Annotated in this window: 15 protein-coding genes and 1 pseudogene; 4 read left to right on the forward strand and 12 right to left on the reverse strand. The window is 63.5% G+C overall.

Annotated elements, in window-relative coordinates:
• Nucleotides 1-7 precede the first annotated feature (7 nt).
• From NUH87_RS14485 to NUH87_RS14520, 8 genes are all read right to left on the reverse strand, one after another.
• Nucleotides 8-772: an SDR family oxidoreductase gene (locus NUH87_RS14485; RefSeq protein WP_040063882.1), complete on the reverse strand. Its 765-nt coding sequence runs from the start codon at nucleotides 770-772 to the stop codon at nucleotides 8-10.
• Between the two features lie 748 nt (nucleotides 773-1,520).
• On the reverse strand, nucleotides 1,521-2,240 hold the full coding sequence (locus tag NUH87_RS14490) for an ABC transporter ATP-binding protein (protein WP_338526540.1): 720 nt from the start codon (nucleotides 2,238-2,240) through the stop codon (nucleotides 1,521-1,523).
• Entirely contained in the window at nucleotides 2,237-3,112 is an 876-nt protein-coding gene (locus NUH87_RS14495) for an ABC transporter ATP-binding protein (protein ID WP_338526541.1), read from the reverse strand. The genes NUH87_RS14490 and NUH87_RS14495 overlap by 4 nt, the downstream gene beginning before the upstream one ends.
• Nucleotides 3,105-4,406, reverse strand: a complete 1,302-nt coding sequence (livM, locus tag NUH87_RS14500) for a high-affinity branched-chain amino acid ABC transporter permease LivM (protein WP_338526542.1) — start codon at nucleotides 4,404-4,406, stop codon at nucleotides 3,105-3,107. Before livM ends, NUH87_RS14495 begins: the two co-directional genes overlap by 8 nt.
• A gap of 3 nt (nucleotides 4,407-4,409) precedes the next feature.
• On the reverse strand, nucleotides 4,410-5,324 hold the full coding sequence (locus NUH87_RS14505; protein ID WP_040063876.1) for an ABC transporter permease subunit: 915 nt from the start codon (nucleotides 5,322-5,324) through the stop codon (nucleotides 4,410-4,412).
• Between the two features lie 170 nt (nucleotides 5,325-5,494).
• The gene (locus tag NUH87_RS14510; protein ID WP_338526545.1) at nucleotides 5,495-6,628 is read right to left on the reverse strand and encodes a branched-chain amino acid ABC transporter substrate-binding protein; all 1,134 of its coding nucleotides are present in this window, start codon (nucleotides 6,626-6,628) and stop codon (nucleotides 5,495-5,497) included.
• Nucleotides 6,629-6,990: 362 nt separating this feature from the next.
• A complete protein-coding gene (locus tag NUH87_RS14515; RefSeq protein ID WP_040063874.1) occupies nucleotides 6,991-8,274 on the reverse strand; it encodes an NAD(P)/FAD-dependent oxidoreductase in 1,284 nt (427 codons plus the stop codon).
• 26 nt (nucleotides 8,275-8,300) lie between these two features.
• Nucleotides 8,301-9,791 carry an aldehyde dehydrogenase family protein gene (locus NUH87_RS14520; protein WP_040063873.1) on the reverse strand — a complete coding sequence of 497 codons (1,491 nt, stop codon included), beginning with the start codon at nucleotides 9,789-9,791 and terminating at the stop codon, nucleotides 8,301-8,303.
• Nucleotides 9,792-9,954: 163 nt separating this feature from the next.
• On the opposite strand from NUH87_RS14520, the gene NUH87_RS14525 reads away from it, so the two are divergent.
• The 4 genes from NUH87_RS14525 to NUH87_RS14540 all read left to right on the forward strand — a co-directional run bounded on the left by NUH87_RS14525 (nucleotide 9,955) and on the right by NUH87_RS14540 (nucleotide 13,887).
• Nucleotides 9,955-10,854, forward strand: a complete 900-nt coding sequence (locus tag NUH87_RS14525; protein ID WP_338526548.1) for a LysR family transcriptional regulator — start codon at nucleotides 9,955-9,957, stop codon at nucleotides 10,852-10,854.
• 145 nt (nucleotides 10,855-10,999) lie between these two features.
• Nucleotides 11,000-12,199, forward strand: a complete 1,200-nt coding sequence (pncB, locus tag NUH87_RS14530; protein WP_338526549.1) for a nicotinate phosphoribosyltransferase — start codon at nucleotides 11,000-11,002, stop codon at nucleotides 12,197-12,199.
• A 54-nt stretch (nucleotides 12,200-12,253) separates the two neighbouring features.
• Nucleotides 12,254-13,081: an ammonia-dependent NAD(+) synthetase gene (gene nadE, locus NUH87_RS14535; protein ID WP_338526551.1), complete on the forward strand. Its 828-nt coding sequence runs from the start codon at nucleotides 12,254-12,256 to the stop codon at nucleotides 13,079-13,081.
• 110 nt (nucleotides 13,082-13,191) lie between these two features.
• A complete protein-coding gene (locus NUH87_RS14540; protein ID WP_338526552.1) occupies nucleotides 13,192-13,887 on the forward strand; it encodes a hypothetical protein in 696 nt (231 codons plus the stop codon).
• A 32-nt stretch (nucleotides 13,888-13,919) separates the two neighbouring features.
• Here the strand turns inward: NUH87_RS14540 and azu are convergent, their stop codons facing one another.
• The 4 genes and pseudogenes from azu to NUH87_RS14560 all read right to left on the reverse strand — a co-directional run bounded on the left by azu (nucleotide 13,920) and on the right by NUH87_RS14560 (nucleotide 21,398).
• On the reverse strand, nucleotides 13,920-14,366 hold the full coding sequence (gene azu, locus NUH87_RS14545) for an azurin (RefSeq protein ID WP_338526553.1): 447 nt from the start codon (nucleotides 14,364-14,366) through the stop codon (nucleotides 13,920-13,922).
• A 272-nt stretch (nucleotides 14,367-14,638) separates the two neighbouring features.
• Nucleotides 14,639-15,550 (reverse strand): transglutaminase family protein, encoded by a 912-nt coding sequence (locus NUH87_RS14550; RefSeq protein WP_338526554.1) that lies wholly within the window; start codon nucleotides 15,548-15,550, stop codon nucleotides 14,639-14,641.
• Entirely contained in the window at nucleotides 15,550-18,036 is a 2,487-nt protein-coding gene (locus tag NUH87_RS14555) for a circularly permuted type 2 ATP-grasp protein (RefSeq protein ID WP_338526555.1), read from the reverse strand. The genes NUH87_RS14550 and NUH87_RS14555 overlap by 1 nt, the downstream gene beginning before the upstream one ends.
• A gap of 87 nt (nucleotides 18,037-18,123) precedes the next feature.
• Nucleotides 18,124-21,398, reverse strand: a pseudogene (locus NUH87_RS14560) (DUF2126 domain-containing protein).
• Nucleotides 21,399-21,425: the final 27 nt, after the last annotated feature.

The raw sequence follows: 21,425 nt of genomic DNA on the forward strand, positions 1-21,425 counted from the left end.
CCGGGGCTCAGCCCTTGTCACGCTCGATGGCAAATCCGCTCCAGGTCTGGCTCACCGGCATCAGCTCGAGGCTGTTGATGTTGACGTGGGCCGGGGTGTTGAGCACCCAGAAGATCGTCTCGGCGATGTCCTGCGGCTGGATCGGCTCGGCACCGGCATAGGTCGCATCGTAACGCGCCTGGTCACCGGCAAAGCGCACCAGCGAGAACTCGCTTTCACACAGGCCCGGCTCGATATTCGTCACCCGTACCCCCGTGCCCTGCAAATCGCAGCGCAGGTTCAGGGAGAACTGCTTGACGAACGCCTTGCTCGCACCATAGACATGGCTGCCCGGATACGGATAGTTACCGGCAATCGAACCCAGGTTGACGATCCCCGCCCCACGGCCATGGGCGATCAGGCGCGGCAACAGCAGACGGGTGCTGTACATCAGGCCCTTGATGTTGGTGTCGACCATGGTGTCCCAATCGTCCAGGTCGCACTTGGGCGCCGGATCGACCCCCAGGGCCAGGCCCGCGTTGTTGATCAGCCCGCGCAGCGTGGCGAAGCTCGGCGGCAGGTTGGCGATGGCCGCTTCCATGGCCTTGCGGTCGCGCACATCCAACACCAGGCCATGCACCTCGGTCTGCTGCGACAGCTCCGCGCACAAGGCCTTCAGGCGCTCCTCGCGACGGCCCGTGAGCACCAGCTTCCAGCCGGCCTCGGCAAAACGACGGGCACAGGCCTCGCCAAAACCGGAAGTCGCGCCCGTGATAAACAACGTCGATGTCATTGAGTTCTCCTTGCTCGGCCCGCTGGCCACCAGAAATGAATACGGTCGTTGCGCAAGCATGCCTCAACACCGGCCAGCGAAGAAATGGAATCTTGCAGGCAGCCGCCTGTACAAAAAATGATCATCAGCAGCAAAGCCAGGCAAGACGTGGCCTGGAGCCTGATGTACGCACCTTATCCACAGCCCCGTCCACAGTATCCGGGGGCAACTCGAAAACCCTCCACTCCGCTGTAGACAAGGCTTTCAGCGCGATTTCAAAAGTTTTCCCTTGACCTCGGAACAGGCGGTGTGCAGCCAGGGATGAAAAGGCCACTGTGGATGATTCCAGCTCAGTGGCTCCAGGCCAGTAATTACGCTGCCCAGGGAGTTGTTTCCAGAGTTTGCCCACAGAGTTATCCACAGGCTGTACAGAGGGGTTTCCAGGCGCAAGGCGTGACAATATACCTGTTGACAAAACCGCTCGGCGCGTTGCAAAACAGCACCGATCAAAAAACAACCAACGCTCTGCAAGCCACGGTTTAAAAGGCTTCCAGCCAGCTACTCCCACGTTACCCACAGCCGCCTCCACAGCAAACGGGGACAAGTCAAAACGATGACAAAACAACCGTTTGCAGCGGTTTCATGTCGCACTTTGGCAGGTTGTGTGGATGGTTTTCCACAATTTCGGGTCGACACTGTGGACAATCAAAAAACGCCCCGGATCCGAGGATCACGGGGCGTTTCAGGGGACTGCATCAGGTCACGGCACTCAATGCCCGCCCAGGTAGGCGTTACGCACCTCCTCGTTGACCAGCAGCTCCTTGCCACTACCGCTCAGGCGAATCTCGCCGTTGACCATCACGTAGGCCCGGTCCGACAGGCGCAGCGCATGGTTGGCGTTCTGCTCCACCAGGAAGATGGTCATGCCCGAGGCCGCCAGCTCGCGCAGGGTGGCGAAGATCTGCTTCACCACGATCGGCGCCAGCCCCAGGCTCGGCTCATCCAGCAACAGCAACCTGGGCCGGCTCATCAGCGCCCGGGCAATGGCCAGCATCTGCTGCTCGCCGCCGGACATGGTCATGGCCCGCTGGTTGCGTCGCTCCTTGAGCCGCGGAAACAACTCGAACATGCGCTGCATGTCCTCGTCGACGAACCGGTCGCCAATGGGGATGGTGCCCATCTGCAGGTTCTCTTCCACGGTCATGTCCGGGAACACCCGACGACCTTCCGGCGACTGGGCGATACCGTTGGAGGCGATGTAGTGGGACGACTTGTGGGTAATGTCGACCCCCTGGTAGATGATCTCCCCGGCGGCGGCCCGCGGCTGGCCGAAGATCGACATCAGCAGCGTCGACTTGCCCGCGCCGTTGGAGCCGATCAGGCTGACGGTTTCGCCTTCGTTGATGTGCAACGAGACCTTTTTCAGGGCCTGGATCGGTCCGTAGAACACTTCCAGGTTCTTCAGTTCGAGGATAGGTTGACTCTTCATACCAGCTCCTCTTCTTCGGCACCCAGGTAGGCGGCAATCACTTTCGGGTCGTTGCGGATGGCTTCCGGGTCCCCCTCGGCAATCACGTTGCCATGGTCCAGCACCACGATGTGGTCGGAAATGCTCATGACCATGCCCATGTCGTGCTCGATCAGCACCACGGTCAGGTCGTGCTCGTCGCGCAGCAACCGGATCATCGCGCTCAGCGCTTCGGTTTCCTGCGGGTTGAGGCCCGCCGCCGGTTCGTCGAGGCAGATGATCCGCGGCCGCGTGCACATGGCCCGGGCGATCTCCAGGCGGCGTTGCTGGCCGTAGGACAGTTCGCCGGCCAGGCGGTTGGCGCAGTCCGCCAGGTCCACCACTTCCAGCCAGTAGAACGCGGTGTCCAGGGCGTCGCTTTCCGCCTTGCGGTAGCCCTTGGTGTTGAGGATACCGGCGAGCATGTTGCGGTTGACCCACATGTGCTGGGCCACCAGCAGGTTCTCCACCACCGACATTTCCTTGAACAGGCGAATGTTCTGGAAGGTCCGGGCCAGGCCCTCGCGGTTCACCAGATGGGTGCCGCCGAACATCTTGTAGTAGAGCCGGCCGGCAAAGGTTTTCGGCGAAAGGAAATCGCTCAGGCGAAAGGTCTCGCCCAGCAGCTGGATCACGTTGGTGCGCTTGTCGCGCACATTGAGTTCGATCTTGCCGCCGGTGGCCTTGTAGAACCCGGTCAGGCAGTTGAACACCGTGGTCTTGCCCGCGCCGTTGGGGCCGATCAGGGCAAAGATGGAGTTGCGCTTGACCTGCAGGCTGACGTCGCTGAGGGCCTTGATCCCCCCGAAGTGCATCATCAGCTTTTCGACTTTCAGAACGATGTCATTACTCATGGTGAGCCCCTCCAGCCAAGGCACCCTTGCGCGGGGTCACCCCGGTACGGCTGATGCGGATCAGGCCACGCGGCCGCCAGATCATCATCAACACCATCAACACGCCGAACAGCAGCACGCGGTACTCGGCGAAGCTGCGCAGCAACTCCGGCGCCACGGTCAGGACAAAGGCCGCCATCACCACGCCGATGGTCGACCCCATGCCGCCCAGGACCACGATGGCGAGGATCAGCGCCGACTCGAAGAAGGTGAAGGACGTCGGGTTGACGAAGCCTTGGTAGGTGGCGAAAAACACCCCGGCCAGACCGGCGGTCGAAGCCCCCAGGGTGAACGCCGAGAGTTTCACCAGCACATGGTTCAGGCCCATGGCGCGGCAGGCGATCTCATCTTCACGCAAGGCCTCCCAGGCGCGCCCCACCGGCATGCGGGTCAGGCGATGCTTGATGTAGAGCACGGCCAGTACCACCACCAACAGCACGCCGTAGATGAAATAGAACTTCACGTCCGGGTTGTAGGCGATGCCGAAGAACTCATGGAAGGGAATCCCGCCGTCCTTCGCCCGCTTGCCGAACTCCAGGCCGAAGAAAGTCGGCAGCGGCGCCGGCATGCCGTTCGGACCGCCGGTCAGCGACAGCCAGTTGTTGAGGATCAGGCGAATGATCTCGCCGAAACCCAGGGTCACGATGGCCAGGTAGTCGCCGTGCAGGCGCAGTACCGGAAAGCCGAGGATGCAACCCGCCAGCCCGGCGGTGATGGCCGCCAGCGGCAGTACGGTCCAGAACCCCAGCCCCAGGTATTGATAGCCCAGAGCCAGGCCATAGGCACCGATGGCGTAGAACGCCACGTAGCCAAGGTCCAGCAGGCCGGCGAGGCCCACCACGATGTTCAGGCCCAGGCCGAGCAGAACGTAGATCAGGCCGAGGATCACCACCCCGAGCAGGTAGGAGTTGGCGAACACCGGAAAGACCAGCGCAATCACGATCATCAGCGGGATGATCCAGCGCAGGCGCGACTTGTAGTCCGGCGCCAGCACATGCACGCCGGAACCGGTGACCTCGAAGCCTTCGAGAATCCTCAGGCCCTTGGACGTCTGCAGGAACAGGCTCAGGGCAAAGCGGCCGAGCATCACGATAGCCACCAGCCAGGCGACGCGACTGGGTTGCAGGTTGAAGCTGTAGCCCTCCAGGACGACCCCGACGATGGGGCCGAAGACAATCAGTGCGACCAGGCCGGCAAGAATGGCGTCAACCAGGCTTTTTTTGATATCGAGCGATTTTTCAGTGGTTGAGGACATTGCTTACACCTTCGACACAAGAGGACGGCCCAACAGGCCTTGCGGCCGAAAGACCAGCACCAGGACCAACAGCGAGAAGCTGAACACGTCCTTGTAATCCGAGTTGACCAGGCCGGAGAACAGCGATTCGGAGATCCCCAGGATGATCCCGCCGAGCATGGCGCCCGGCAGCGAGCCGATACCACCGAGCACCGCGGCGGTGAACGCCTTGATACCGATGACGAAGCCGGCGTAGAAGTCGAAGGTGCCGTAGTTCATGGTGATCAGGACACCGGCCAGGGCCGCCATGGCCGCGCCGATGATGAACACATAGGAAATGATCCGGTCGGTGTTGATCCCGAGGATCGAGGCCATCTTGCGGTCCTGCTGGGTCGCGCGGCACATGCGGCCCAACTTGGTGTACTTGATGACGTAGGTCAGGATGCCCATGCCGAGAAACGCGGCCACCAGGATGAAGACCTTGGTGTAGGTGAGCTGGACAAAACCGCTGCCGACATCGATGCGCCAGGCACCGGTGAGCAGCGTCGGCACGCCCTGTTGCTTGGCACCCTGGGCGATCTGCGCGTAGTTCTGCAGGATCAGCGAAATGCCGATGGCGCTGATCAGCGGCGCCAGCCGGGTGGAGTTGCGCAGGGGTTTGTAGGCGATGCGTTCGATGACCCAGCCATACACCCCGGTGACGATGATGGTGAAAACCAGCGTACCGAGCATCAGCAGCGGGAAGGATTCAATACCGAAGTAAGCCAGCAGAGCCAGACTGATTGCCGCGAGGTAAGCGGAAATCATGTAAACCTCGCCGTGGGCGAAGTTGATCATGCCGATGATGCCGTAGACCATTGTGTAGCCGATGGCGATCAGGCCATAGACCGACCCGAGGGTCAGGCCATTGACCATTTGCTGCAGGAAAATACCATCCATAACGCGATCTCACGCACTTGAGAGACCGCACGCGGACGCACCACGACAGACCGGGGTTCAGCCGCTGCCGCAGCACAGCCCTGTGCGGCTCTACGAGAAAAGACAGGTCTTGCACGAACGGGCGCTGCCCGACCGACGCACGGGGGCGTCGACCGGGTCAGGCGTTCATGTCACTTCTGTTTTTCCAGCTGATGGTATTTGCCGTCCTTGTCCCACTGGTAGACCACGTAGTCGGAGATCTTCAGGTCGCCCTTGGCGTCCCAGTTCTTCTCGCCCATCACGGTCTTGACCGGGTGTGCCTTCAGCCATTTGGCCGCGTCTTCGCCCTTGTTGGACTTGGCACCGTTGAAAGCGGCGGCCAGGGTTTGTACCGAGGCGTAGGCGTAGAGGGTGTAGCCTTCAGGCTCGTAACCCGCTTTGCGGAACTGGTCGACGACCGCCTTGCTGTCCGGCAACAGGCGTGGGTCGGCGCCGAAGGTCATCAGCACGCCGTCGACGTATTGCGGGCCGCCCGCTGTAGTCACAAGCTCGTCGGTGACGATGCCGTCATCGGACATGAACTTGACGTCTTTCAGGCCTTCGGTACGCAGCTGCTTGACCAGTGGACCGGCTTCCGGATGCAGGCCGCCGAAGTAGACCACGTCGGCACCGGCCGCACGGATCTTGGTGACCAGGGCGCTGAAGTCCTTCTCGCCACGGGTCAGGCCTTCGTAGATCACCGGGGTCACGCCGCGCTTGATCAACTGGGCCTTGGTGGCATCCGCCAGGCCTTGGCCGTAGGTGTCCTTGTCATGGATGACCGCGACCTTCTTGCCCTTGAGCACATCGACGATGTAGTTGCCGGCAACGATGCCTTGCTGGTCGTCGCGACCGCACATACGGAACATCGCGCCCAGGCCACGCTCGGTCACCTGTGGGTTGGTGGAGCCCGGAGTGATCGCGATGATGCCCGCTTCGTCGTAGACCTCCGAAGCCGGGATGGTGGAAGAGGAGCAGAAGTGCCCGACAACGCCGGCAACCTTATCCTGGGTCAGGCTCTTGGCGACCGACACGGCCTGTTTCGGCTCGCAGGCGTCATCGCCCTTGACCAGGATGATCTTCTCGCCGTTGACGCCACCGGCCGCGTTGATCGCGTCCGCCGCCGCTTGTGCACCTTTCATGTACTGCTCGCCGAAAGACGCGTTGGCACCGGTCATGGGACCCGCGACACCGATCTTGACATCAGCCTGGGCAAACGCAGAAACACCCAACGCAGCCGCCACTGCGAGAGCTACAAAGCCTTTCTTGTAAAACGTCTGGGACATGAGGTGGTGCTCCAAGGTTTTTTTAGTTGGCACTGCGACTTCACTGAATGCTCAGAGCAAGTGGCGTGCCATAGGTTTTTTGTTCTGCAAAAAGTCGCTGTCTTATTGTTTTATGGACTGTTTCGGGCCCTTTTTAACTGGGCGTGCAACCGTCTAAACCGCGGAAGGTGAAACCTTTTTATAAAAAAGGCGCAACCCGTCGGTGCCACTATTGCAACCATGGCGCCGAAGGGCGTGCAACCGCCCTGTAACAACGTGCGTCACCGAAGTGCACACTCGCGGTGCGCAACTGCTACATCGCGCACCATAACAGGCTAGCTGCCTCGGACAAAAGCGCCGTCCGAATCGGCATTTTTGTTGTATCAAATGATAATGCGCAGGCACTGGCCCGCGTGATACAGCGAAAACCCGGCCTCGTAGAGACCGCTGCGCAAGCCCACCGCCGGGATCGGCCGCATGGGCGCGAAGGGGATCGGCAGGGCCTGAGGATTTCCGTTACACAGGTAGTCGGCGAACGCCTTGCCGACCACAGTTCCCGTGGTCACACCCCGCCCGTTGTACCCGGTCACTGCCACCAAACCGGGCGCCGGTTCGAACAGGCGCATCAGATGGTCGGGGGTAAAGGCGATACAGCCGGTCCAGGTGCACTCCCAATCGACCTTTTTCAGGTAAGGGAAATAGTGCTGTTGCACCCGATCGGCCCAGGCCCGCAGGAACCACGCCGGTTTCTGGTTGCCATTGCCCAGGCTGCCCAGCAGCAGGCGGCCGTCGGCGTCGCGACGAATGCTGCTGAGCACCTGGCGGGTGTCCCAGGAGCCCTGCCCGCCCGGCAGGATCTGTCGGGCAGCCTCTTCGGTCAGCGGCGTGGAGGCGACCTGGTAGTAGTAACCCGGAAAGAAGTTGCGCCGCAGTTCGGTCCATTCGCCTTCGGTGTAGGCATTGGAGGCCATCACCACCTGTTCGGCACTGACCGCGCCTTCGGCGGTCTGCACCGACCAGCGCTGGCCCTGGCGCTCCAGGTGGGTGACCGGTGAATGATCGAACAATTGTGCGCCGAGCCTCGACGCGGTCCTGGCCAGGCCCGAGGTATAGGCCATGGGATTGAGGGTGCCGGCACGCCGGTCGAGCAAGGCGGCGGCGATTTTTTGAGTGCCGGTGGCGAGCTCACAATCCTTGCCGGTCAGCAGCTCCACCGGTGCGCCGCGACGTTTCCACTGGGCTTCACGGCTGCGCAGATCGGCCTCGCCCTTGGCGTTGTGGGCCATGTGCAAGGTGCCTTCGCGGCGCAACTGGCAATCGATGCCATGCTTGTCCACCAGGCTGAACACCAGGGCCGGCGCCGCCCCCAGCATGCGGTTGAGCTGGCTGCCCACCGCTTCGCCGAAACCGGCCTCGATCTCGTCCGGGGGAATCCACATCCCGGCATTGACCAGCCCCACATTGCGCCCCGAACCGCCGTGGCCGGTGCGATGGGCCTCCAGCACACAGACGCTCTTGCCTTGCTCACGCAGGTGAATCGCGGCCGAGAGCCCGGTGATACCAGCGCCGATGACGCAGACATCGACCTTCAGCTCGCCCTTGAAAGGCGGTGCCTCAGGCCGCTGCGGCGTCAGCTTTTCCCATAGACATTCTTCGCGTAACGGCATTGCCAGACTCCGAAAATGAAACCTGTTCAGTCGAAGGTGATGCCCTGGGCCAGCGGCAATTCCAGCGAGTAGTTCACGGTATTGGTCTGGCGCCGCATGTAGCCGCGCCAGGCGTCCGAACCCGACTCGCGACCGCCACCGGTTTCCTTCTCGCCGCCAAAGGCGCCGCCGATCTCCGCACCGCTCGGGCCGATGTTGACATTGGCGATACCACAGTCGCTGCCCACCGCCGACATGAACTGCTCGGCCTCGCGCACATCGGTGGTGAAGATGCACGAGGACAGGCCTTGCGGTACCGCATTGTTCAAACGCAGGGCTTCGGCGAACTCGCTGTAGCCGATCACGTAGAGGATCGGGGCAAAGGTTTCGTTGCAGACCACGTCGCTCTGCTCCGGCATCTCGACGATGGCCGGCGACACGTAATAGGCATTCGGGAATTTGTCCTGCAACTGACGCTCGCCGCCGAACACCCGGCCGCCTTCGCTCAGGGCCTGCTCCAGGGCATCCTGCATGTTCTCGAAGCTCTGCTTGTCGATCAGCGGACCGACCAGGTTGCCTTCCAGCGGATGGCCGATACGCACCTTGGAATAGGCCGCTTTCAAGCGGGTGACGATCTCCGCCTTGACCGATTCATGGGCAATCAGGCGCCGCAAAGTGGTGCAACGCTGGCCGGCGGTCCCCACCGCGCTGAACAGAATCGCCCGTACCGCCATGTCCAGGTCGGCGCTTGGGCCGAGGATCATCGCGTTGTTACCGCCCAGTTCGAGGATGCTGCGGGCAAAGCGCGCGGCGACTTTCGGCGCCACTTCACGGCCCATGCGCGTACTGCCGGTGGCGCTGATCAGCGCCACGCGCGGGTCATCCACCAGCGCGGCACCGGCATCACGGCCGCCGATGATCACCTGGCTCAGGTACTCGGGGGCATCGCTGAAGTTCTTCACCACGCGCTCGAACAGCGCCTGGCAGGCCAGCGCGGTCAGCGGGGTCTTTTCCGACGGTTTCCAGATCACCGCGTTGCCGCAGACCAGCGCCAGGGCGGTGTTCCAGGCCCAGACCGCGACCGGGAAGTTGAACGCGCTGATCACCCCGACCACGCCCAGCGGATGCCAGGACTCACGCATGTGGTGGCCCGGACGCTCGGAGGCGATGGTCAAGCCGTACAGCTGGCGCGACAGGCCCACGGCGAAGTCGCAGATATCGATCATTTCCTGCACTTCACCCAGGCCTTCCTGGGTGATCTTGCCGGCTTCCCAGGAGACCAGCTCACCGAGGTCGGCCTTGTATTCGCGCAGCACTTCGCCGAACTGGCGCACCAGTTCGCCACGACGTGGGGCCGGCACCTTGCGCCAGGCCTCGAAGGCATGCTCGGCACGGCTGACCTGCTGCTCGACCTCGGCCGGGCCTTCCCAGTTCACGCCGGCAATGCGGCTGCCGTCGATAGGCGAATGCACGGGCTGTTTGCCCTGTTGATACAGCGCCGGGTTCACACCAAGACGATCAAGCAATGCGGCAACCATGGGGGTCACTCCTGTAGGCGAAAAACGGAAATCTTCAGTCGAAACAACACGACGATTCAGACCTCCAGTTGTAGCGGCCTTCAGCTTTGCCAACAAACGACGATTAGGCGAGATATCATTCCATTTATTCATGCTGCGCAAGACACAGGAAAAAGGCCCGTCCATGCTGAATAAACGACACCTGCCCTCGATCACGGCCCTGCAATGTTTCGAGGCCGTCACCCGCCACCTGAGCTTCACCCGCGCGGCAGAAGAGCTGAACCTGACCCAGAGCGCCGTGAGCAAACAGGTCGCGCAGTTGGAGGAGCTGTTGCAGCACCTGCTGTTTCGGCGGGTACGGCGGCGCCTGCAACTGACACCGGCCGGGGATCTGTACCTGGTGGAAGTCCGAAAAATCCTGACCCAGGTGGAGATGTCGACCCATTACCTGCGCTCCTACGGCGGTGAAACCGAAGTCCTGCGGGTGTCCACACCGTCGACTTTCGGCGCTCGCTGGCTGGTGCCGCGACTGAAGGGTTGGCGCCTGCGTCACCCGCACATCCACCTGGACCTGTGCAGCGAACGGGAGGCCGACGACCTGTTGCAGGGCCGCAGCGACCTGGCGTTCTATTTCGGCCAGGGTTCGCGACCGGGCACCGAGTGCGTGAAACTGTTCGGTGAAGAGCTGGTGGCGGTGTGCGCGCCGGGCTGCCTGCCGCAGACCCCGTTCAGCGATCCGACACAATTGAGCGAGCTGGTCCTGCTGCAGAACGCCTCGCGGCCCCAGGCCTGGCACGACTGGTTCGACAGCCAGGGCTATCACACCGAGCACAGTTACCACGGGCCGCGCTTCGAGACGTTCTACATGTGCATCCGGGCGGCGCAGGTCGGCTGTGGCGTGGCCTTGCTGCCCAGGTTCCTGGTGGAGGAAGAACTGGTCGAGGGCAAGCTGGTGATCGCCTGGCCCCATGCGATGCCCAGCCAGGATGCCTATTACCTGGCGTACCCGGAGCATTCGGCGGAAGTGCCAAAAGTGCGGGATTTCGTGGGCTGGATGCTGGAGCAGCTCGCTCCCCTCCCCTGATCACCTGATATCCCCTGTGGATCTGGCAGGGCTGCTTGCTAAAAATCGCTGGTAAAACGGCCCGCGGATATGCGCCACTAGCGGCATTCATTCAAGAACTGCCAGGATGCCGATGCAATGCGCGCCCGGCATGGAGAGACCCGTTATGAGCGATAAGGCCTTCGGCGATCGCATTGTGCAGAACCTGCTGGACACCGACTTCTACAAGCTGACCATGATGCAGGCGGTGCTGCACAACTACCCCAACGTCGAAGTCGAATGGGATTTCCGCTGCCGCAACAGCGAAGACCTGCGTCCGTACCTGGCGGAAATCCGCTACCAGATCGAGCGCCTCGCCGAACTGAGCCTGAGCGCAGACCAACTGAGCTTCCTGGAGCGCATCAGCTTCCTCAAGCCGGACTTCCTGCGTTTCCTCGGCCTGTTCCGCTTCAACCTGCGCTACGTGCACACCGGGATCGAGAACGGCGAGCTGTTCATCCGCCTGCGCGGTCCGTGGCTGCATGTGATCCTGTTCGAAGTGCCGCTGCTGGCCATCGTCAGTGAAGTGCGCAACCGCTATCGCTACCAGGAAACCCAGCTGAGCCAGGCCCGCGAACAGCTGTACCGCAAGTTCGACTGGCTGACCGCCAACGCCTCCAGCGATGAACTGGCCGAGCTGCAGGTCGCCGATTTCGGCACCCGCCGACGCTTCTCCTACCGGGTCCAGGAAGAAGTGGTCGGCGTGCTCAAGCACGATTTCCCCGGGCGCTTCGTCGGCACCAGCAATGTGCACCTGGCACGTGAGTTCGACATGAAGCCCCTGGGCACCATGGCCCACGAGTGGATCATGGCCCACCAGCAACTCGGCCCGCGCCTGATCGACAGCCAGATCGCCGCGCTCGACTGCTGGGTCCGCGAATACCGCGGCCTGCTCGGCATCGCCCTGACCGACTGCATCACCACCGATGCCTTCCTCAAGGATTTCGACCTGTACTTCGCCAAACTCTTCGACGGCTTGCGCCACGACTCCGGCGACCCGGTCACCTGGGCCGAAAAATGCATCAATCGTTATCACCAGTTGGGCATCGACCCGATGAGCAAGACCCTGGTGTTCTCCGACAGCCTCAATCTGCCCAAGGCCCTGGAGATATTCCGGGCGCTGCGCGGTCGGATCAATGTCAGCTTCGGCATCGGTACCAACCTCACCTGTGACATCGCGGGGGTGGAACCGATGAGCATCGTGCTTAAAATGACCGCCTGCAACGGCCAGCCCGTGGCGAAGATCTCCGACGAGCCGGGCAAGGCCCAGTGCAAGGACCCGAATTTCGTGGCCTACCTGCGCCATGTCTTCCAGGTCACGGACTGACGCGTCCCCGGCTCCGATCAACCTGTTCCAGACCCATCCCGCAAGGAGTGAATCATGCAAGCCGTACAGCGCCAGATTGCTGAACAGCTCAAGGTCCAGCCACCGTTCGCCGACCAGGCCGTCCTGGAAGCCGAAGTGGCGCGCCGGATCGCCTTTATCCAGGATTGCCTGCTGAGCTCCGGGCTCAAGACCCTGGTACTGGGCATCAGCGGCGGCGTCGACTCGCTGACCGCCGGCCTGCTGGCGCAACGCGCCATGCGTGAGCTGCGCGAGCGCACCGGCAATATGGACTACCGCTTCATTGCAGTGCGCCTGCCGTACGAGACCCAGTTCGACGAACACGAAGCCCAGGCCTCGGTGGACTTCATCGCCCCCGACGAGCGCCATACGGTGAACATCGGCCCGGCGGTCAAGTCGCTGGCCGCCGAGGTCGCGGCGTTCGAAGGCAAGGCCGCGGTGGCGAAGGATTTCGTCCTCGGCAATACCAAGGCGCGCATCCGCATGGTCGCGCAGTACACCATCGCCGGCGCCGCCCATGGCCTGGTGATCGGCACCGATCACGCGGCGGAAGCGGTGATGGGCTTCTTCACCAAGTTCGGTGACGGCGCCTGCGACCTGGCGCCCCTGAGCGGACTGGTGAAAAACCAGGTCCGGGCCATCGCCCGCCACTTCGGCGCCCCGGAGTTCCTGGTGGAAAAGATACCGACCGCCGACCTCGAGGACCTGGCACCCGGCAAGCCGGACGAAGCCTCCCACGGCGTGACCTATGCCGAGATCGATGCCTTCCTGCACGGCGAGCCGGTACGCCAGGAAGCCTTCGATATCATCTGCCGGACCTACGAAAAGACCCATCACAAGCGCGAGATGCCATTCGCGCCATGACTCGTGCGGCGGGAATGCCGTAGGAAACGTCTATTTTTCCGTGCAACGCTTGAGGCAGCATCGGTCACTGGGCAGTCTTCGCCGAATCTAGTTGGCAGGGACCCCATCCGATGCTGCTCAATCGCAAATACCCCAGGCTGCAAGCGCAACCCTTGCTTCGGCGCCCCTGGTCGTTTCCGCTGCTCGGAGCGCTCGGGGTGGTCTGCTGGGTCGCCACCGCCGCCAGCACCCCCGACAACCCCGTCGCCGGCCATCCCAGCGCGGCGCATTTTTCACTGGTCACCCAGATGCCGGCGCGCACGGCGTTGCAGGCCAGCGCCCACTACATCCCGAAAGCCAACCAGATCGGCTGCCCCTATCAGCCCACGGTGCTGCACTTCAACACGCCCCTCGTAGAAACACCCCACAGTTCCAACTTCAAGGTGCCCCTGGGCTACGAATTGCCTGACTGCAAACTGTATCTGAGTGAAGTGAGCTTCGAGACCGAAGCGCTTTACGGGGCTGACAACCTCAATCGCAGCATCTCCCACAGCGGTTCGATTGCCGTGCGCGACAACCTGCGGCCGGGCGTGTCGGGCTTTCCGAGCTCGGGGGAAAAACAGTATGAGGGTTTGTGCGATTGGGAGATCATCGACCCCGATGCCCTCGTCGGACCGGGACAGGTACTCACCTGCCATGCGCTGGACGACCAGGGGCGCGTGATCGGTGGTAATCGCAAGCCCTCCAAACTGGGCGGCACCCTGAGCCTGGAGGACCTGCAAGGCAAACGTATTCGCCTGAACCTGAAAATGAACGAGCAACCCTGACCCCGGTCGTTGGGGTCAGGGTCGACGGCGGGTTACTTGAGAACGACCGCGCCCTTCATCAGCGAGTTGTGGCCCGGGAACGAGCAGAAGAACATGTAGCTCTCGCTGGCCGACAGTTTCGACACGTCGAAGGTGACCGAATCCTTTTCACCGGCACCGATGATCTTGGTATGGGCGATGATGCGGGTGTCGCCGTCCTTCAGGTAGTTCTTGTCGATACCGGCGGCCATGCCGTCAGCCGCGATCCCGGCCATGTCGTCGGCCTTGCTCAGCACCCAGTTATGCCCCATGACGTTCTTCGGCAGGCTGCCGGCATGCGTCAGGTTCACGGTGAAGGTCTTGCAGCTCTTGTCGATGCTGATTTCCTTGGTGGTGAAGGACATCTGATCGGTGGAGTCGACATCGACCTTGCATTCGGCGGCAAGCAACTGGCCACTGGCGAGGGCCAACAGGGATACCGCAACAACTTTGGCGAACATGGTGAATCTCCAAGGCAGGGTATGAAAATCAAGGGATCAAACGGGGAGACTGCCTGAAATCTAGCTCAGTTCTCCTGATCTGCATCAACAGATTGTATACAATCCTAAGCTATCGCCTCGATGGATACAATCAACCAGCCAGACGAACCGCTGCCCTCTAACATGAGGACGTTCTCACTCAACGGAGCGTCCGCCATGTCTCTCAACAACCTGTTGCAAAGCCTGTTCGCCGCTTACGCTTGCGGTGCCAGCGGTACCTGTGGGGAACCGGCTTAATTGACCGGGCGCCCCACATCGCCCATCGGCATCACCGTGACCCGCACTTCCGGGTCATGGCTGCCGCCGCCCAGGATCACCCCTCGCAGCGGCGACACATCGGAGAAATCCCGGCCCCAGGCCAGGGTGATGTGCTCCAGAGCCGGCTGCACGTTGTTGGTCGGATCGAAATCCACCCAGCCCGACACCGGGCAGAATACCGAGACCCAGGCATGGGAAGCATCGGCGCCAATCATCCGCGGCTGGCCGGGCGGCGGCTGGGTCAGCAGGTAACCGCTGACATAGCGCGCCGCCAGACCCCGCGAGCGCAGGCAGGCGAGCATCAGGTGGGCGAAGTCCTGGCAGACGCCGCGCCGTCGCTCCAGCACCTCCACAAGAGGCGTGGCGACCTGGGTCGCTTCGGCATCGAAGGTGAACTCGCTGAAAATCTTCTCCATCAGCGCCTGGGCCCCCGCCAACACAGGGCGTCCGACGGGGAAACAGCTCTCGGAAAACTCGACGAAGCTTTTCTTCAAATGCACATAGGGTGATTCGAAGCGATAACGGCACGCTTCGAGAAGCGCCGGATTCAACGCCTGGCCGCTGTAGGTCAAGGCATTGCGGGTGTCATCCCAGGCCGTGGACAGGTTGAAATCCACCACGGGGCGCGCCAGCACTTCCACATTCAGCCAGGCATTGACCAGCAGCTCGTCATGGGGACGCTCGAACGCCAGCCGGGTCAACGGGTTGCCGAATACATCCTGCTCATCGCGGCGGCTGGTCGGCTCGGGGCTGATCTGCAACGACTGCTCGCTGCACACTTGCCAGGCGCAGGGGCGCGGCCACAGGTGCGCAAGCTGCTGGGCCAGGGACACCGGACTGTCGTAGTGGTAATGGGTATCGTGGAAAATCTGGTAGAGGGCACTCATCACACGGACACCGTCTGCTGGCTGATATCGTCGACATGGGCGAAATGCCGCAAGGCCAGGCGGTCGGACACCTGGCCGCTGGCATCGGCGACTTCCTGCAACAGGTCCGCCAGACCGTCGAGCACGTCGCGCACGCCGGTGTCGCCGAACAAGGCGCTTTCCAGGTTGCCCAGATCGAAACGCCCCAGGCGCTCGACCAGCTGGTTCAGGCCCGATTCACGCGGGACACCGAAGTCATCGTTCAAACGGCGCAAGGTGCGGCTCACCAGCTTCAGCTGGAACAGCACGGCATGGGGGTTCTGCTCATCCAGCAGCAACAGGTCGAGCACCGGGATCAATTGCGGCACCGCCAGGTAACGCGAACGGTAGGTGATGCTGCTGTTGCCCAGCTCCAGCAGCCACGCCAGCCCGGCCTGGTCGAACACCGCGATGCCGCGCAGGAAGGCCGCCAGGCTGCTGCTGAGAAACTGCAGGCGCTCGATGCGCCGACCGATCATCAGGAAGCGCCAGCCCTCGTCGCGGGTCATGTCGTCCAGGGCGAAGCCGGACAAGGCCGCCAGGGACATGACCAGGCGGTTGAGGAAATCCAGCAGTTCGCCGAAGTTCGGGTCTTCGCTTTCCAGGCTCAGGGCTTCGCGTTGCAGCTCCACCAGCGCCTGCCAGTTTTCCCGCGACAGCTTGCCGCGCACCTGGGACGCCGCCCACTGCAAGCGCTGCAGGTTGGCCCGCAGGCTGAACGGCCAGTCGTCGCCGAGCAGCGCCGCCAGCAGGCGCTCCGGCAGTTCGCCCTCCTCCGGCAGCAGCATCAGGCTTTCACCGAGCTCCACCGCCGCCTGCAAGGCCTGGGGGTCGTCGCCGTCGACATAACGGGCCAGCATGATCCGCAACAAGCGCGCGCTGTCGTCGCAACGCTCGCAGTAGCGGCCGAACCAGAACAGGTTTTCCACCACCCGCGACGGCAGGTAGGGATCGCGCCGCACCAGGTCGCGCACCCCGAGGGAACGCTGGGTGCGCCATTGCTCGCCGCTGGGCATGCGCTCGCTGAGTACCCAGGTGTCCTTGCTGGCACCGCCACGCTGCATCGACACCACTTCGGCGTCGGCCTCGGCCGCCACCCGCGTCAGGCCACCCGGCAACACCCGGTAACCGTCGGCGCTGGCCACGGCATACACGCGCATGCCGATGGCCCGGGGTTGCAGGGTGCCTTCCTCGGCTTGCCAGACCGGCGCCTGGGACAACTGCGCCAGCTCCTGGGCGACATAGGCGTAGGGCCGGGCGCGCATGCGCTCGGCCAGGGCCTGGCGTTGTTCGACATCGAGGTCGCGGCCGAACACCGGGACAAAGCTTTGCGACGGGAACGCCGGCTTGATCAGCAGCTCCGGCAGTTTCTCCAGGGCCTGGGCCAGCACCGGCGGCTCGCCGCACCACCAGGTGGCGATGGACGGCAGGATCAGCTCTTCGCCGAACAGGTGCTGGTTGATCTTCGGCAGGAAGCCCAGCAGGCCGGGAGACTCCAGCACGCCGCTGCCCAAGGCATTGGCCACCAGCACCCGGCCCTGGCGCACCGCCTCCAGCAGGCCGGGCACGCCGAGGGCCGAGTCGGTGCGCAGCTCCAGCGGATCGCAGAAGTCGTCGTCGAGCCGGCGCATGATCGCGTGCACCCGCTGCAAGCCACTCAGGGTCTTGAGGTAGACCGTGGCGTCACGCACCGTCAGGTCGCCGCCTTCCACCAGCGGATAACCCAGCTGGCGCGCCAGGTAGAGGTGTTCGAAATAACTTTCGTTGAAGCGGCCCGGGGTCAGCAACACCACCAGCGGCGCCTCGGCATCGCTCGGGGCCTGGCGCACCAGGGTTTCCTGCAGGGTACGGAAGAACCCGGCCAGGTGATGCACCCGCAGGTCGCGGTACAGGTCGGGAAAGGCCCGCGACACGATGGTGCGGTTTTCCAGGGCGTAACCGGCCCCGGACGGTGCCTGGGTCCGATCCGCCGTGACCCACCAGCGGCCGTCTGGCGTGCGCGCCAGGTCCACGGCGAACAGGTGCAGGAAGGTCTCGGCCGGCGGCTGGATGCCTTGGCAAGGCCAGAGGAAGTTGTTGTGACCGAAGACCAGCTCGGCGGGCAACAGGCCGTCGCGAACCAGGGTCTGCGGGCCATAGAGATCGGCCAGCACCGCATTCAGCAGCCGTGCCCGTTGGGCAATGCCCGCCGCCACCCGCTGCCATTCGTCGGCGGGGATGATATGCGGCAGCAGGTCGAGCTCCCAGGGCCGGTCGGCGCCCTTGGGATCGGCGTAGACGTTGTAGGTCACGCCGTTTTCCTGGATCTGCCGGGCCAGCAGGGCCTGGCGCTGGGCCAGTTGCCCCGGCGTGCTGCGCTGCAACTGCTCGAACAGCGGCTGCCAATGGACACGCACAGCGCCGCTGTCGTCCAGCAGTTCGTGATAGGTCCCCGCTGTCAGCGGGTAGCGGTCAAGCAGGTCGGGCATGGAAAGCTCGGCAGACGGCAAGGGCAATCAGGTTAACGCAGACAGATGACGCACGGATACGCGAAAACTCCGTGCGCCCTGTCCGATTTATGTATGTCGCAGGTCCAACGTCATCGGCAGTTCGTCATTGATCCTCAACGGCGGGATCGGTAGCGCGCCGGGGCTGTGGCCGAGGCGGAAGAACCGCGCCATGCGCCGGCTCTCCGCCTCGTTGGCGTTCACCGGCAAGGTCTCGTAGTTACGCCCGCCCGGATGAGCCACGTGGTACTGGCAACCACCGAGGGAGCGCTGCATCCAGGTGTCGAGCAGGTCGAACACCAGCGGCGCGTGCACCGGGATGGTCGGTTGCAGGCAGTTGGCCGGTTGCCAGGCGCGATAACGCACGCCGGCGACGAATTCGCCGACCCGCCCGGTAGGTTGCAGCGGTACCGCCACGCCGTTGCAGGTCAGCAGGTAACGCTGGGGGCCAGGCCCGTCAACTTGACCTGCAGGCGCTCCAGGGACGAATCCACATAGCGTACCGTGCCGCCGACCGCGCCCTCCTCGCCCAGCACATGCCAGGGCTCCAGCGCCTGGCGCACTTCCAGCTCGATGCCGTTGACCGCGTAGTCGCCGACTTTCGGGAAGCGGAACTCCAGGTGCGCGGCGAACCATTCGGCGCGCAAGGCATAGCCGGCGGCGTTGAGGTCGACGATCACGTCGGCGAAATCCTGCTCGATAAAGTGCGGCAACAGGAAGCGGTCGTGCAATTCGGTGCCCCAGCGCGCCAGCTTGGGCGGCGCATAGGGCTCGCGCCAGAACCGCGCCACCAGCGCCCGCAACAGCAGTTGCTGGGTCAGGCTCATGCGCGCGTGGGGCGGCATCTCAAAGGCACGCAGCTCCAGCAGGCCCAGGCGACCCGTGGCGCCGTCCGGCGAATAGAGCTTGTCGATGCAGAACTCGGCGCGGTGGGTGTTGCCGGTCACGTCGATCAGCAGGTTGCGCAACAGGCGATCCACCAGCCAGGGCGGACATTCCTCACCCGGTTGCGGCATCTGCGCAAAGGCGATTTCCAGCTCGTACAGCGAGTCGTTGCGCGCCTCGTCGACCCTTGGGGCCTGGGACGTCGGGCCGATGAACAGCCCGGAGAACAGGTAGGACAGCGACGGGTGGTTATGCCAGTAGCTGATCAGGCTGCGCAGCAGGTCCGGACGGCGCAGGAACGGCGAGTCCGCCGGCGTCGCGCCACCGAGGACAAAGTGGTTGCCGCCGCCGGTGCCGGTATGGCGCCCGTCGATCATGAATTTCTCGGTGGTCAGGCGGGTCTGGCGCGCTTCCTCGTAGAGGAACTCGGTGCGCTCCACCAGTTCGTCCCAACTGGCGGACGGCTGCACATTGACCTCGATCACGCCCGGGTCCGGGGTGATCCGGAAATTCGCCAGGCGGCCGTCGCTGGGTGGCTCGTAGCCTTCCAGCAACACCGGGCAATGCAACTCCTCGGCGGTGGCCTCGATGGCGCTGACCAGTTCCAGATAGTCTTCGGTCCGCTCCAGCGGTGGCATGAACAGGTACAGGCGCCCGCCCCGTGCCTCGGCGCACAAGGCAGTGCGGGTCAGCCAGGTGGCGGACTCGTCGATCTGCGGCACCCGCTCTTCACTCACCGCAGGCTCGCCGTGAACCTTGAGTGCGTCGGTGTCCGGCAGTTCGGGCAACTCCTGGTTCGGATCCGTCGGGTGCACGAACGGATACTCCGCCGCCGTCACCCACGGCTGGGAGGCCAGCGGCAGGCGATAACCCAGCGGCGAATCCCCCGGCACCAGCCGGCAGTGGTTGTCACGCAGGTACCAGCGCCCGCTCTGCCAGCGATCATTGGCGGCGGTGCGGGCCAGCGGCAATACCTGGCCGATGACCTTGTCCAGGCCCTGGGAGAACACCTTGCGCAGTCGGGCGCGCTCCAGTTCGTCGCCCAGGCGCGGGTCTTCGGCGCTGACGTTGATCGGCAGTTGCCCCTCGCGCCAGAGGTAGTAGAGGTTGTCCTCGTAGGCCGGGAAGACAAAGCGTGTCGGCAGCTTCAGACGCTCGGCGACACTCGCCAGAAAACGCCCGGCCATTTCGCCGTCGGCGCCGTAGTCTTCCTGCTCATCGGCGATCAGCGCACTGTTGTGCCAGATCGGCACGCCGTCGCGGCGCCAGTAGCTATTGAGCGACCAGCGCGGCAACTGCTCGCCCGGGTACCACTTGCCCTGGCCGAAATGCACCAGGCCTTGGGGGGCATAACGCTTGCGCAGGCGCTGGAACAGTTCGGCGGACAGTCGACGCTTGTTCGGGCCAAGAGCGGCGGTGTTCCACTCGGCGCCGTCCGGGTCGTCGATGGAGACGAAGGTCGGCTCGCCGCCCATGGTCAGTCGGACATCGCCGGCGAGCAGGTCGGCATCGATCTGCCGACCCAGGGCCTGGATCGCCAGCCATTGCTCCTCGGTGTAGGGCTTGGTGACGCGCGGCGCCTCCCAGATCCGCTCCACCGACATCTCGTGGCTGAATTCACACTCGCAGGGTTCCACCAGGCCACTGATCGGCGCCGCTGACGAGGGATCGGGACTGCAGGCCAACGGAATATGCCCTTCGCCGGCGAACAGCCCGGAGGTGGCGTCCAGGCCGATCCAGCCGGCACCCGGCAGATAGACTTCGCACCAGGCGTGCAGGTCGGTGAAGTCGACCTCGGTGCCGGAAGGACCGTCGAGGGCTTTCACGTCGGCGGTGAGCTGGATCAGGTAGCCGGAGACGAAGCGCGCCGCCAGCCCGAGGTGACGCAGCAGTTGCACCAACAGCCAGGCCGAGTCGCGGCAGGAGCCGGAGGCGTTGTCGAGGGTCTGCTCGGGCGTCTGTACGCCGGGCTCCATGCGGATCAGGTAGCCGATGTCTTCGCTCAGGCGCTGGTTGAGGGCCACCAGGAAATCCACGCTGGGCAGCGGCGTACGATCGATGCCGTCCAGGTAGGCCTTGAACTTGGGCGTCAGCGGCAGCTTTTCCAGGTAAGGCGACAGCTCGTGCTTTTCATCGGCGGCGTAGGTGAACGGGATCTTCTCGGCGTAGGGCTCGAGGAAAAAGTCGAACGGATTGAACACCGCCATCTCGGCGACCAGGTCGACCTCGATGCGCAGTTCCGCGGTCTTCTCCGGGAACACCAGGCGCGCCAGGTAGTTACCCTGGGGATCCTGTTGCCAGTTGATGAAATGCTGCTCGGGCTGGACCTTCAGCGCATAGGACAGAATCCGCGTGCGACTGTGGGCCGCCGGACGCAGGCGAACGATCTGCGGACCGAGCTCGACGGCGCGTTCATAGCGGTAATGCGTGACATGGTGCAATGCGACATGGATCGACACGGCGTGCCTCCTGCGAGCCTGGGCTTG

It is taken from the genome of Pseudomonas batumici, from assembly GCF_036585405.1.
GTDB lineage: Bacteria > Pseudomonadota > Gammaproteobacteria > Pseudomonadales > Pseudomonadaceae > Aquipseudomonas > Aquipseudomonas batumici.